At 44.1% G+C, this 12,563-nt stretch carries 10 protein-coding genes; 5 read left to right on the top strand and 5 right to left on the bottom strand.

Features of this window, described 5'->3' with window-relative positions:
* The first annotated feature begins 165 nt into the window (after positions 1 to 165).
* Positions 166 to 2,910 carry a P-loop NTPase family protein gene (locus tag ATG71_RS02410; protein WP_098438352.1) on the top strand — a complete coding sequence of 915 codons (2,745 nt, stop codon included), beginning with the start codon at positions 166 to 168 and terminating at the stop codon, positions 2,908 to 2,910.
* Positions 2,911 to 2,980: 70 nt separating this feature from the next.
* Here ATG71_RS02410 and ATG71_RS02405 read toward each other — a convergent pair whose 3' ends face one another.
* The 5 genes from ATG71_RS02405 to ATG71_RS02385 all read right to left on the bottom strand — a co-directional run bounded on the left by ATG71_RS02405 (position 2,981) and on the right by ATG71_RS02385 (position 7,783).
* Entirely contained in the window at positions 2,981 to 3,847 is an 867-nt protein-coding gene (locus ATG71_RS02405; protein WP_098438351.1) for an STAS domain-containing protein, read from the bottom strand.
* 158 nt (positions 3,848 to 4,005) lie between these two features.
* The gene (locus ATG71_RS02400) at positions 4,006 to 4,539 is read right to left on the bottom strand and encodes an RNA polymerase sigma factor (RefSeq protein WP_098438350.1); all 534 of its coding nucleotides are present in this window, start codon (positions 4,537 to 4,539) and stop codon (positions 4,006 to 4,008) included.
* A 23-nt stretch (positions 4,540 to 4,562) separates the two neighbouring features.
* Positions 4,563 to 6,527: a DUF6449 domain-containing protein gene (locus tag ATG71_RS02395; RefSeq protein WP_098438349.1), complete on the bottom strand. Its 1,965-nt coding sequence runs from the start codon at positions 6,525 to 6,527 to the stop codon at positions 4,563 to 4,565.
* Positions 6,499 to 7,401, bottom strand: coding sequence for an ABC transporter ATP-binding protein (locus tag ATG71_RS02390; protein ID WP_098438348.1), 903 nt, complete (start codon positions 7,399 to 7,401; stop codon positions 6,499 to 6,501). Before ATG71_RS02390 ends, ATG71_RS02395 begins: the two co-directional genes overlap by 29 nt.
* Positions 7,388 to 7,783 carry a GntR family transcriptional regulator gene (locus ATG71_RS02385; RefSeq protein ID WP_034760902.1) on the bottom strand — a complete coding sequence of 132 codons (396 nt, stop codon included), beginning with the start codon at positions 7,781 to 7,783 and terminating at the stop codon, positions 7,388 to 7,390. Before ATG71_RS02385 ends, ATG71_RS02390 begins: the two co-directional genes overlap by 14 nt.
* A 187-nt stretch (positions 7,784 to 7,970) precedes the next feature.
* Between ATG71_RS02385 and ATG71_RS02380 the strand changes: the two genes are divergently transcribed.
* The 4 genes from ATG71_RS02380 (at position 7,971) to ATG71_RS02365 (ending at position 12,523) form a co-directional block, all read left to right on the top strand.
* Positions 7,971 to 8,756, top strand: a complete 786-nt coding sequence (locus ATG71_RS02380; protein ID WP_098438347.1) for an ABC transporter ATP-binding protein — start codon at positions 7,971 to 7,973, stop codon at positions 8,754 to 8,756.
* A gap of 2 nt (positions 8,757 to 8,758) precedes the next feature.
* On the top strand, positions 8,759 to 10,381 hold the full coding sequence (locus ATG71_RS02375; protein WP_098438346.1) for a hypothetical protein: 1,623 nt from the start codon (positions 8,759 to 8,761) through the stop codon (positions 10,379 to 10,381).
* Between the two features lie 221 nt (positions 10,382 to 10,602).
* The gene (locus tag ATG71_RS02370; RefSeq protein ID WP_060671557.1) at positions 10,603 to 11,418 is read left to right on the top strand and encodes a ZIP family metal transporter; all 816 of its coding nucleotides are present in this window, start codon (positions 10,603 to 10,605) and stop codon (positions 11,416 to 11,418) included.
* Positions 11,419 to 11,980: 562 nt separating this feature from the next.
* Positions 11,981 to 12,523: a histidine phosphatase family protein gene (locus ATG71_RS02365; RefSeq protein WP_098438345.1), complete on the top strand. Its 543-nt coding sequence runs from the start codon at positions 11,981 to 11,983 to the stop codon at positions 12,521 to 12,523.
* The last annotated feature ends 40 nt before the right edge of the window (positions 12,524 to 12,563 follow it).

Genomic DNA, 12,563 nt, shown 5'->3' with positions numbered 1-12,563 from the left:
CTTTCTTCTGTAATGGAAGTGATTCCATTGAATCACGGCAGAAAGTATCAATCGAAAAATGAAAAGGAAATGAAATTTTATCCCAAGGAAATTCTGTTAGAATGAGAGAAATAGACAAGTCTGTGAGGTTTCCGGCTAGGGGGCCCACATATAACGGAGGACATTATGACAGAAGAAAAATTACTGATGGAGAAGTCATTTTATCGAACTTTTTTAGTAGATCAGGACACGAACCGTCATCCAATAGAAGTACTTGGAGGAGCATTTGTCGAAGAACAGCAAAATGAACCGTATGATTTAACATACATCCGCTATGCCCAAGGGGAGGTTTATTTTCATAGCAGGGACTATGAAGCGGCTATCTTCAAATGGGAAAGTATCCTGAACGAAATGGAACCATGGGCTAAGAAGAACATTGCGGATTCTTACTATGAGCTTGGGATGCTGTCATCGGCTGAGGATGTATACACAGCCATCCAAACCGATAGTATGATTTTAACCATGGAAGTGTCCCTGCAGTTATTCTCCCTTTACATCGAGAGGAACAAGATCCAATCCGCTTATCACACGATCGAGAAAGCTCTATCGATCGAACCGGATTATCCAAATGTCACGGAACTTGCAAGGTCTTTTTATGAGGAGCAGGGTGACTGGAATAAAGCGGTGGAACTGGCGGTGAAAGAATCGATCAGAACGAGGGAACCTGCATGGTTCATGACTTTGAGAGAGTATGGTGATCAAGGGTACACAAGGTCATTTGCTCCGGATTATTTCTATGATCTGTTGATCGCAGTGTACGAAAAAGACCGTAAACCATTCAAGGATCTCGTATCTGCTCTCTGGGCAAGTTACAGAAGCCACTCGGCTGCCCATATCGAATGGATGCTGACGGTGAACACGATCTTTGAATATGTGGAGATCCTTCCGAACGAATCCTGGCAGGAAATCCTTTCCCACTTTAAAGAGGCATATATCGGCTTCCTAGAAGGTGACTACCTTGTGAAAGACCTTGAAGGCTTCATGCCGAGTATGCTGACGAATTGGTTGAAGGTGAGCAGGGATCATGCGCCGCTATTTCCGGCAGCAGCTGTTTTGGCCTGGAATGATGTCTTCTCCTACAGCATCGAACCAATGGTGACGGAAGAAGCGGAAATGATCCTGTTAGAGGAGAATTCCTATCAGGCCAGGTTTGATGACATCATCCTGTTCTTGAATAAAATCATTCAGTGGGCGGAACGGAATGACGCACCTGTCGGGTATAAAACCCAATGGATCGCAGAACAGTTGATGGATCTGAGTGAACATCATCTATTGATTGCAGGCAGTGCATCAAGTGGAAAGTCTTCCTTCGTCCAATCCGTCCTGGGTGAAAGTGTGGGAGAAGCGGAAGATTCAACAATCATCTACAGCTATCATGATCAGCAGGTGGAAGTGAAGGAGATTCACGACCAAGGGGTCCACCATGTGGAAAGCATCGCAGACTTCGAAGAGTTGATGCAGCGGGAAGCCTTTGTGGAGTATAAGCTTCCATCAGAGTTCTTGAAGAAAAATGGAACGGCCCTCATCGATGTTCAGACGGGTAAGAGGAAGCTTGACGATCTGACTGCCTTTTATCCTGCAGCCGACGGGTTATTGTATGTCCTGAATGCCGATGCCCCGTTCAATGCAGAAGACCGTCAGACCTTACGGAAATTAGCGGAAATCGGACAGCCTGTGAACGTACATTTCTTATTAAATAAGATGGATAAAGTATCCCACACAGAGAGAACGGAAGAAATCATTGAGTCTGCACGTAACAAAGCACGTGAATGGTTCCCGGATGCAGAGGTGCTGCCTTATTCGTCCCTCGAAGCCGTTCATCTTCAGCGCAAAGATGTGGAGACGTTCCTCCGGGATCATTATCAGGTGAAGACCGGTGCCCTTAAGGGAGAGCGTGGAAGCAAATTATTTTATTTAGTGAGAAAAACGTTGGGGGATCTATACTCCAAACGGAAGAATCATGAAAAAGAGTTGAAAGAGAGTATTGAGAAAAATGAGGACATACACACACGTCTAAATGGATTTGAGAACTACTTGGGAGACATGCAGAGCGATAAAGTTTCCATCATCAAGGATTCCTTCCATCAGAAGAAGGAATCCATGAAGAAAGAAATCTCTGAGAAAATCCCTGCCATCCTCAGCGGCTGCTCGGAATTGATCAGCGAAGAAAGTGATTTCAAACAAATCCATACGGAATTAAATGATGCGATGAACACAAGGATTCAGGAGTACATCCAGGATGACCTCATGCCTCGTTACGTCACGTCTCTTGAGGAATGGCTTGCCTTTTCAAAACAGGAGCTGCAGGACAGCCAGGACTACTTGAATGAAATGAGTGAAACGTTCAACGGACTATTCGGGAAAGATAAAGTCGTTCTACAGTGCGATTTCCAAGTGGTGGATGATTGGCGCAGAGACGTCAGCAGAATGGGAACGAGGGCACAGATCGACAAGGAGAATATCCTTTTACGGTTTAAACCGGCTCAGTTCCTTCTGAAAAGCGCAGGAAAGCTTCTTGGGGTACTGCCGCAGAATAAGTCATTATTATACAATCAGTACAAGCGTTATTTGGAGAACGAAGACTATCAGGATATAACGGAATCCGTTGTCCAGAAGTTCTTCCTTCAGTTTGATCTATTTGAAAAATCCCTGCAGCAGGATGTTCATTCATTCTTCGCGGAGCCGTTCAAACAGCTGGAGGTAACAATCAAGGATACGGAAGCGGAGATCGCATCCGATCAGGATTCATTGAAGAAGATGAAAGCAAATCCGGAACGATATTTCGATCCGATCACCCTGTTTGAGGTGAAACTTCTTCAGCATGAATACATGGTGAAGGCCAGTTACAAGGCTTCACATCATTTTTCATAAAATAAATAGACTGATTCATTCCAAGGGTGCCACCCCCAGAGTGAGTCAGTCTTTTTCTTTTGTTCAAAACTTACATATGCAAAAAGCTGCTGTTTTCCTGGATGACATCGGCAATGATCCGTTCCAGGGAGTTTTCAGTATGGATGGTGGAGAAGTCGAGTCCGAGGTGGATCGCTGTCTGGGCGACTTCAGGTCGGATCCCCGTGAGGACTGATTTTACTCCCAGCAGATTCAAGGCATCGATGACGCGGAAGATTTGCTGGGCCACCATGGTGTCCATCAATACGACCCCGGACAAGTCGATGATCAGCATGGACAGATGGGCATCTGCACTTTGCTGAAGGGTTGCGTCCATGATCATCCGTGCACGAGTTGTATCAATATCCCCAATGATCGGAAGCAGCCCGACTTCCGAGGTTAAAGAAATAACGGGTGTACTTAATTCCTGGATCAATGTGGATTGAGCCTGCAGCCTATTCATTAGGATTGAAAGAAATGTCGAAGTGAACGTTTCCAGCACATAATCCAAGGCGAAGTTGATCTTGCGCTCCCACTCAAATACCTCTTTTAATTGGATATTTAATTCAGAATGTTCTTCGACGAATCTTTCGACATACGTCCAATACACCCTTCTGAAAACACCTGAATTTCGCACCACTTCATCAAGGGTGGTGCTTGATTTGCTTCGATCGGCTGCCATTTCCTTCGTCCAGTTAGAAATCAACTCTTTTGATTCCTCATTTGAAAGTAGGAGGCATTTCGCAATGACCTTAACATAATGGGAGTTTTGTTCTTTGACTTTGTTCAGAACCTCAGGTGGAGAATCAAGAGAGTAGTGCGATCCAGTTTTAATATTCTGGAATTTCAGCCAGTCTTCTGTGAAATCCAAGGCGTGGTCAGTTAAATATTCATATAAATGAGACGAATGAGTATCCATAAATTCCCCTTTGAGAATGACTTATTCTTCTATTTTGAAACCTATTGGAAGGCCTGTCAATGATTTGGGCTGAAATTCCCAAAAACCAATACATTATATACATCTTATAATCTCTTGGATCAACCCAAAAAGGAGCCTTCTCACCAAGGCTCCTTTTTTTATGCAGACACTTTCGTTTGAACAATGTAATACAACTGCTTCCTGGCCCGGTGACAACGGGTTTTCACGGTGGAAGGGGGCAGGTTCAGCTTTGTGGCGATTTCACTGTCACTCAGGTCTTCCGTGACTTTCAGTGCCATGACTTCCTGCTGAGTGAGTGGAAGACGTGTGATATGATCCTGGATGCTGCTCTTGAGGAAACGGGCATCGATTTCATCTTCAATGGAGTGGTGATCCTCTATGGAATGGAATTCTTCCCGTTCTTCTATGCAGATTTCATTGCGCTTCGATCGCTGACGGATGATGTCGATGGCCGTGCATTTTGCAATCACGGTGAGCCATGATTTCATTTTTGCCGGGTCTTTAAGCGTATCCAGTTTGATATAAGCTTTCAGGAACGTTTCCTGTACGACATCCTGTGATAATTGAATGTCCTTCGTAATGTTGTAAGCGATGTGATAAATCAGCTTATGAAATTGTTCATACATCTCCTCGAAGTTCAGAGGAGATGATGATGTATTTAATGTGTCCATATGGTCACCTCGACTTTCTATATTCAATCGTTCAGTTCTCTTTTGATAAAGGAAGGGGCATCTTCCTTCTGTAACCCCAGAGTTTGGATGGATCCATGTTTTTTGAACTTGATGGTGACGGTGTAGGCACTGGTCATGTGATCGTATACGAGCTCATCCATAATGGATTCGATCTGTTTTGCATCCTTCACTTCGACTCCCTTGTTTTCTTTCTTTAATTCAAGGATCGTCTCTTCCACCGGTTGAGAGAAAGGATCGTTGTAATCAACTGGCTGCGTCACATACATCCATTCGATATCAGATGCCGTCATCTTAAGCTCTTTTAAGTAGTCTTTATCCCGAAGCCAGGCAATAAACTTTTTATCGTTCTTTTTAACACCGATGTTAGCCCAAGTGTCCTTCGACATGAGGAACTCAACATTATAAAGATTGATTTTGTCACGGTTCTCAAAGGAATCATCGTATGTTTCTTCTTGTAGGATAGAGATGGCTTCCTTAATATCTGCGGGGTCTGCTATGGTGATGGCAGGTTTATTGCCCCTTTCGTTGTAAATGGTGAGTTTGTCGACTTTATCTGAGTCAACACCATAGATTTGTTCGGTTTTCTCTTTAAAATTCTTGCTTTCATATAAAGAAGCATATTGAGATCTCACGTCTTCCATATCGATCAGGTAATTCCGGACGATTGTGCTGCCGTCTTTCATCTTGTAATAGAGAAAGATCTGCTCGTTTTTCTCATCCGCTCTATTCTTATGATCGTGATGATCCACAATTGCTTCGTGAAGATTCAGGACGGCTTCAATCGCTTTCGGATCTGTCATAAATGGATCTTTTATCAGATTGTCAGGGTTGTCCGTCAGGGAATAATAGCTCTGACTGACATGAACTTTCTCTACATCTGCCAATTCGGGCACTTTCTGTTCATAGTGAAACAGATCGAACTGAATGATGAACCCGAGAAGGATAATGACGATTGCAAACCCTGCATAACCCTTCCATTGACGGAATACTCTCCAATGTTTCTGTAAAATCATCTCACCGATGTAGTAACCAATGAGGGAACCAAAGAAATATCCGAATATGGTCCAGCTTTGGGACTGATAAATTCCATTGAAGTACATTCCGCCTATCAGCATGAAGCAGAAGGAGATACCATATTTAAATAAAGGTCTCAAGAAAGGGTACACAATCGCCTGGGAGGCAGCCTCCACTTTTCTCATTTTGTATAACACGTATGAGAAACCATAGAATACGAGAGTGATCAAGATGAATAACAAGATATCTGTACCGGACAGGAGACCGTTCTCGAGGTACGCCGTTTTGATGAGAGGAGAGTATTTCTCGATTTGAACATTGAAGAAATAGTCCTCAGGAAATCCGAATAACAGATTTTTCAAACTATAACATACGAGCATAAACATTCCTGCAGGCAATAGAAGCAGGATATAAGTCAGAGCGCCCTGCACGGCTGTCAGACCCGTTATCATGGCAACGAATGTAGAGGCTGTGAACAGGAGCACGCTTATGAGTACCGTAATGCCGCACCATACAAAGATATCCTGAACCCCGATATATTGCTGAAGGTCCGTGAATGAATAAAGGGAAAGTAATATCACGGTATTCAATAGAACCGGAATGACGAGCATCCCAAATCCTGTCCCGGTAAAATGGAAAAATAATTTTCTCCGGGTGATGGGGAGGCTGTGCATGAAGTCCCCGGCCTGTTTCACATGCAGATATCGAAATAGGAACAAGGATAGAATGACCGGAATGATCAGCAGCAATCCTATTTGAATCGGGTATTGCATTTTAAACAGATTTTCATAAATCGCAATCGGGTACGATTGAGGATCCCTGGATAATTGTCCGATGATGTCGACAGGTAGAGAAAAGAGAAGTCCGATAAAGTAGACAATGCCGACCCATCCAACATTCCGCAGGCTTTGAACGATAATTTCCTTATTGATCCATGATGTTTTGGATGGCATATCCGACGTCCTCCATTTCATAAACAAAAATTTCTTCAAGTGTCAGGGGCAATAAGTCGAAAATGACCGGATGATAGGGCTGAATCAAGGTCCTCACCCGTTGCTCGTCGCCACGGACGATACAGAGGGACACGCTTCCCCTCGTTTCTTTATGCAGGATTTCAAGATCACTAAAGAGCTGTCCGGGAACCTCCCCCTTGAATGCCAGCTGTACTTTGTGAATGCCGGACTTTAAATCATCGAGTTCCTTCTCCAACAAAAATTCCCCTTCATGCAAAATCCCGATATGATCACAAATATCTTCCACTTCCCGGAGATTGTGAGAAGAGATGATAATGGTCATGTCCCGGTTGGCGACTTCTGAAATCAGTACACTTTTGGCTTTTTTCCTGACAACGGGATCAAGGCCGTCCATCGGTTCATCCAGGATCAGGACGTCCGGTTGAGTGGACAGGGCCAGGATAAATGCCGCTTGCCGTTGAACCCCTTTAGAAAATTTATGAAGGTTTTTATTGGGGTCAACTCCGAATAAAATGCTCAAGTATTGAAAGCGATCCTCATTCCATCGGCTGTAAGTGTTCTGATAAAAACGGGCCATTTGAGTCAATGAGTAATGAGCAAAGAAAAACGGTTGATCAGGGATGAAGAACAACGTCTCTTTCGTCGGGATATTTTCATAGACCGGCTGGGTGTTAACGGACACCTCTCCGCTTTCAGGCTTCAACACTCCTGCGATGGTCTTCAACAAAGTGGTCTTTCCTGCACCATTCGATCCGAGCAGGCCATAGATCGAACCCTTTTGAACAGAAAACGAGATATCATGTAAGATTTTTGTACCTTCAAAGGCTTTGTATATGGATTTAATCTCGATCATCAGTTTGATTACCCCCAACTGTTGCCTCAATTTCTGCAATCATCTGCTTTAAGTCTTCCGTTGTGATCCCCAAATAAAGGGCCTCAGACAAAAGTTTAGACAACTCTTCTTTTACTTTCATGATTTTCTCCGCGTTTTGAATGTGACTTGAAGGATTAACAAAGCTACCCCGTCCTTTCACAGAATAAATGAATCTTTGAGATTCGAGTTCCCTGTAGGCTTTTTGGATTGTGTTTGGATTTATGGTCAGCTGCTGTGCCAGGGTACGAACCGAAGGCAATTGTTCATCCGGCTTCAGCACTTCATTGATGATTAATTCTTTTAGCTTTTCGACTAATTGCTCATAGATGGGTTTACGACTTCTTAAATCAAGCTCAAACATATCCACCCTCCCGACTGTGTGTAGTGTACTATGTGTCTTAATACAGTTAAAGTATATAACAAGTTCTGCCAGTTTGGGAAGGGGAGAAGTGAAAATATTTTTTAAAGGACCAGGTTCGTATGTAGCTGACCATAAAATGGAATTTATGTTAGCATATAGGCATATCTAAAGAAAAAAGGGGATTGTTATGGACGGACGTGAACCGATTTTGTCGATCAGGGATTTGAAGAAGAAATTTGGTAGTAAGGAAGTGTTAAAGGGAGTTCAGCTGGATGTGTATAAAGGGCAGATCATCGGTTATATTGGTCCGAATGGTGCCGGGAAAAGTACGACGGTCAAGATCATCCTCGGCCTTGAAGAAGGGTATTCGGGGCAGGTGACGCTATTCGGTGAAGATATATCCGGTAGTTCCGTAGAATATAAGAAACGGATAGGCTATGTACCTGAGATGGCGGATCTTTATGATAACCTCACTGCAGAAGAGTACCTCACATTCATGGGGGAACTATACGGAATGGAACAAAAAAAGGCGCAGGAGAAAGCGGAGAAGCTAACCGGATTGTTTGGGCTTTCAGAAGTGTATGAATCAAGGATCGCCTCTTATTCAAAAGGGATGAAGCAGAAGATTCTGATCATCTCGAGTTTATTACATAATCCCGATGTTTTATTTTTGGATGAGCCCATCAATGGACTCGATGCCAACTCTGTCATGATTTTTAAAGAACTTCTCGCCCAGCTTGCCGCTGAGGGGAAAACCATCTTCTACTCCTCTCACATCATGGATGTGGTGGAAAAGATCAGCAACCGGATTGTCCTTTTGCATAACGGAACGATCGTGGCGGATGGCAGTTTTGAAGATTTGAAGAATCAGAATATGGAAGGGTCCCTGGAGCAAATCTTCAACCAATTAACCGGATTCAATGAGCATAAAGAAACGGCAGCGGAAATTGTTTCTGTTGTGCAAGGGGTGTAAGGATGAAGGAATTTCGTACCCTATTGTTTCTGGATTGGTTTCAAGGATTGTTTACGAGACTTGGATTCGATTACCGGTTGTTGAGAAGAATCCTTCAAGTCAAGCTGACGATGGATCAAAGACGTGTCCCTACGATCTTCCAACAGCAAGGAAGGAAGAAAGGGAAGGATGAAAACCGTTTTATTAAATCCCTCTGGGTGTACGCGCTGTTTGGATTATTCGTCATACCTTTCATTGTGATGGGAGATCAATATATCTTTCAAATGAGCATCACCTTTACCGTGCTAATTTTCATCGTCATGACGTCAATGATTTCAGATTTCTCAGTTGTCATACTGGACATCCGGGATCATACGATTCTCTTTACCAAGCCTGTCGAAAGGAAAACCATCAGCCTTGCTAAAACGCTTCACGTGTTTATTTATCTGTTTTTCCTGACAGGTTCCCTGACCGCCATTCCACTGGTCGTCGGGTTGATCAATCAGGGTCTTTCCTTCTTTTTCATTTTCCTGGCAGGGATCATCCTGATGAATATCTTCATCGTTGTATTTACGGCTATGCTCTATTATTTTATCCTCCAATATTTTGATGGGGAAAAACTGAAGGATATCATCAACTATGTGCAGATCGGATTATCCATCGGACTTGCCGTAGGATATCAGGTGGTGGCACGCTCCTTTGAATTTGTGGATTTGACGATCTCTTTTACACCGGATTGGTGGAATATCTTTCTGCCTCCCATCTGGTTCGGGGCTCCGTTTGAATGGTTCCTAAACAGTAATCACGAGACCATGATCCTAATTCTTTCATGTACCGCGGTACTGATTCCATTCCTTGCACTTATCGTTTATGTGAAAGCTTTGCCGACCTTTGAGAAGAACCTCCAGAAATTATCTTCCCATGGCGGTAAGAAGAAGAAAGCCCGTTTCCGGTTCGGGGATGGTATCATGAAGGTATTGTCCAAGTCGAACGAAGAGCGGGCATTTTACCGGTTCGCCCATTATATGATGAAAAATGAAAGGGAATTTAAGTTGAAGGTGTATCCCGCGCTTGGCTTTGCCATCATTATGCCGTTCATTTTTATTTTCAATGGATTGATGGATGGGACAAGGGAAGATCTCCTGACTTCAAGCATGTACCTATCGATCTATTCAAGCTTCATCGTCATACCGACAGTCGTGATGATGCTCAGTTATTCAGGGAAATACAAAGGATCCTGGATATACAAAGTAGCGCCTGTCTCAGGCAGGGCGGCTATCTACAAAGGGACATTGAAGGCTTTTCTTATGAAACTGTTCCTTCCGTTGTATGCGATTATAAGCATTGTTTTCATCATCCTGTTTGGGTATCGTGTGATACCTGAAATCATCATCGTCTTTATCAGTGCCTGTATATTCACCGTCATCTGTCTGAGCTTAATGAGGGGAACACTGCCATTTACAGAAAGTTTCGAAGGTATCCAGCAAAGTGACAGCTGGAAGGTGCTGCCCTTCTACCTCATCGTAGGGATATTCTTCGGCCTTCACTACCTGGCCCTGCAGATTCCATTCGGTATTCCTGGTTATCTCATCCTTCTGTTCGTCCTGAACATGATTTTATGGAAAACAGCCATAAGGGATGAATAGGAAGTACGTTCCTGCCTTGAAGGCAGGGGCGTTTTTTTGTATAACCCGTATGTAAGGATGGAAAGTATAAACGATACATACACCATTTCAAGCGAATGACATATATATAGAAAAATAATGGGCTCTGGTAAATAGGTAGTATGCCGTTTCCTTTGACAAAGAAAGTTTCCTTGATGCAAGATGGTAGTATTCAAAATGTTGATCGGAGGAGAGTGGTTCGTATGTTCATAGACTGGTTAAGTGGATTCAATCCTACGATGCAGGCGCTGTTCGGCGGTCTGGTGACATGGGGGTTGACGGCCCTTGGAGCAGCCACGGTGTTTTTCTTTACGAAAATAGAAAAGCATACGTTGAATATGATGCTCGGGTTTGCCGCTGGAGTCATGATAGCAGCATCGTTCTGGTCACTGCTTGCGCCTTCAATAGAGTTCAGTGAGCAAAACGGTCAGATACCATGGCTTGCCCCTGCCATTGGCTTTTTACTTGGCGGCATATTTATTAGACTTTTAGACTTTGTCGTACCGCATTTACACTTGGGGAACGAATCGGAAAAAGCCGAAGGACCTCCAACCAAATTCAAAAAATCGACCTTATTATTCCTGGCGATCACCCTCCATAATATTCCGGAAGGTCTTGCCATCGGTGTTGCCTTCGGTGCTGCGTCACTTGGCCTCGGGGACGCAACGTTAGTGGGAGCCATCGGCCTTGCCATCGGAATCGGTATTCAGAATATGCCTGAAGGGGCAGCTCTTTCCATTCCGCTGAGGGGAGATGGGATGTCCCGTTTGAAATCCTTCCATTACGGTCAGCTATCAGCCATCGTAGAGCCGATTGCAGCCGTGATCGGGGCCGCTGCCGTCCTGATGGTGCAGCCGCTGCTGCCTTATGCCCTTGCTTTCGCGGCGGGAGCGATGATATTCGTCGTCGTAGAAGAACTGATTCCTGAGTCACAATCCTCAGGAAGTACGGACTTGGCTACATTGGGACTGATGCTCGGTTTCGTCGTGATGATGATTCTGGACGTTTCCCTGGGCTGATCGAAAGGAGGCATGCGTCCAAAGTTAACGGGTTCGGTTTCAAAGTGCAAAATTTGAATTAGCAGTGCTTTTCGTACAGTAATTTTCAGTAGAATCAGTAGACACTTTAGCAGTGAAATGAACACGTGCAAAAGCTCGGAGCCATTATGCTGCGAGCTTTTTTATGAATTCTTTATTGAAGATCAGCACTCTTATGTTGAATAAGGAGAGTCGATCCCTGGGGGTTGAAAATAAGCGGAAGAAATCCGTTTAAATCGGAAAATGCGGCTATTTCACGTTTATTAGCCGGAGTTTTTCCGCTTATAGAAAAATATTTGTTGAATATTGTTCCATATTGAGCAGTTAAGCGGAACTTCTCCGCTTATTTCAGCGTTTTAACTCTCCTCCAGCTGCCTTAGACGGAATTTCTCCGCTTATAAACCTGCCGCCAATTCAGTTACGAATTAGACTGCTAATTTACGGGCGAATCAGGTTTTTGTGCTCGTTAGCCGAACCCGTTAGTCCAAAGAGCATCCCCTCCCCCTTCCATAAACTAGTATAATGGAAGGGGGAGGGGATGTGTATGAAGATTGGTCTCATAAGGCACTTTAAAGTAACAAGGGGTTACCCGGCTTCATTTGTAACGAGTGATGAGCTGATGAAGTGGGTGGAAGAGTATGACGCCTCGGACGTAGAGGGCAATGAAGTTGATCTTAAAGATATTGATTGGGAAGGCTGCTACTCCAGTGACTTATCTAGGGCACAAATAACGGCTGAAGCGGTTTATGAAGGAGAAATCATCTTTCTAAAGGAACTGAGGGAAATCAGATTATCTCCCATCTTCCGGTCTGACAGGAAGATGCCGCTCTTTCTTCATATGGCATCTATCAGGCTCGCCTGGTGGTTCAATCATTGTTCCCAGCCTGAAAGCAAGCGGGAAATTGAAGAGAGGATCCGTGTGGTGGTCGATCGGGTCGTCCGTGAAGGGAAGGATGTGCTCATCGTAGGTCATGGCGGAATCATGATATTTATGAGGAAAGAATTACGAAAGCGGGGATTTACCGGACCGTCGTTTAGGAGACCGTCCAACGGAAAGGTGTATGTTTATCAAGGCGGGACAGGGTAATCATTTACCAGAGCAATACACTAATAGGAGAAGGGAGTCC

Origin of the sequence: Bacillus sp. es.034 (assembly GCF_002563655.1) — a bacterium.
Taxonomy (GTDB): Bacteria; Bacillota; Bacilli; order Bacillales; family Bacillaceae_B; genus Rossellomorea.
Note: the sequence above shows the minus strand (reverse complement) of the source record. Positions and strands in the feature narration are given on the sequence as shown.

Coding starts and splice junctions, on each gene's coding strand:
- ATG71_RS02400 (WP_098438350.1), bottom strand. CDS start 4,539: ATGGACACATTAAATACATCATCATCTCCTCTGAACTTCGAGGAGATG.
- ATG71_RS02405 (WP_098438351.1), bottom strand. CDS start 3,847: ATGGATACTCATTCGTCTCATTTATATGAATATTTAACTGACCACGCC.
- ATG71_RS02370 (WP_060671557.1), top strand. CDS start 10,603: ATGTTCATAGACTGGTTAAGTGGATTCAATCCTACGATGCAGGCGCTG.
- ATG71_RS02380 (WP_098438347.1), top strand. CDS start 7,971: ATGGACGGACGTGAACCGATTTTGTCGATCAGGGATTTGAAGAAGAAA.
- ATG71_RS02410 (WP_098438352.1), top strand. CDS start 166: ATGACAGAAGAAAAATTACTGATGGAGAAGTCATTTTATCGAACTTTT.
- ATG71_RS02390 (WP_098438348.1), bottom strand. CDS start 7,401: ATGATCGAGATTAAATCCATATACAAAGCCTTTGAAGGTACAAAAATC.
- ATG71_RS02365 (WP_098438345.1), top strand. CDS start 11,981: ATGAAGATTGGTCTCATAAGGCACTTTAAAGTAACAAGGGGTTACCCG.
- ATG71_RS02385 (WP_034760902.1), bottom strand. CDS start 7,783: ATGTTTGAGCTTGATTTAAGAAGTCGTAAACCCATCTATGAGCAATTA.
- ATG71_RS02395 (WP_098438349.1), bottom strand. CDS start 6,527: ATGCCATCCAAAACATCATGGATCAATAAGGAAATTATCGTTCAAAGC.
- ATG71_RS02375 (WP_098438346.1), top strand. CDS start 8,759: ATGAAGGAATTTCGTACCCTATTGTTTCTGGATTGGTTTCAAGGATTG.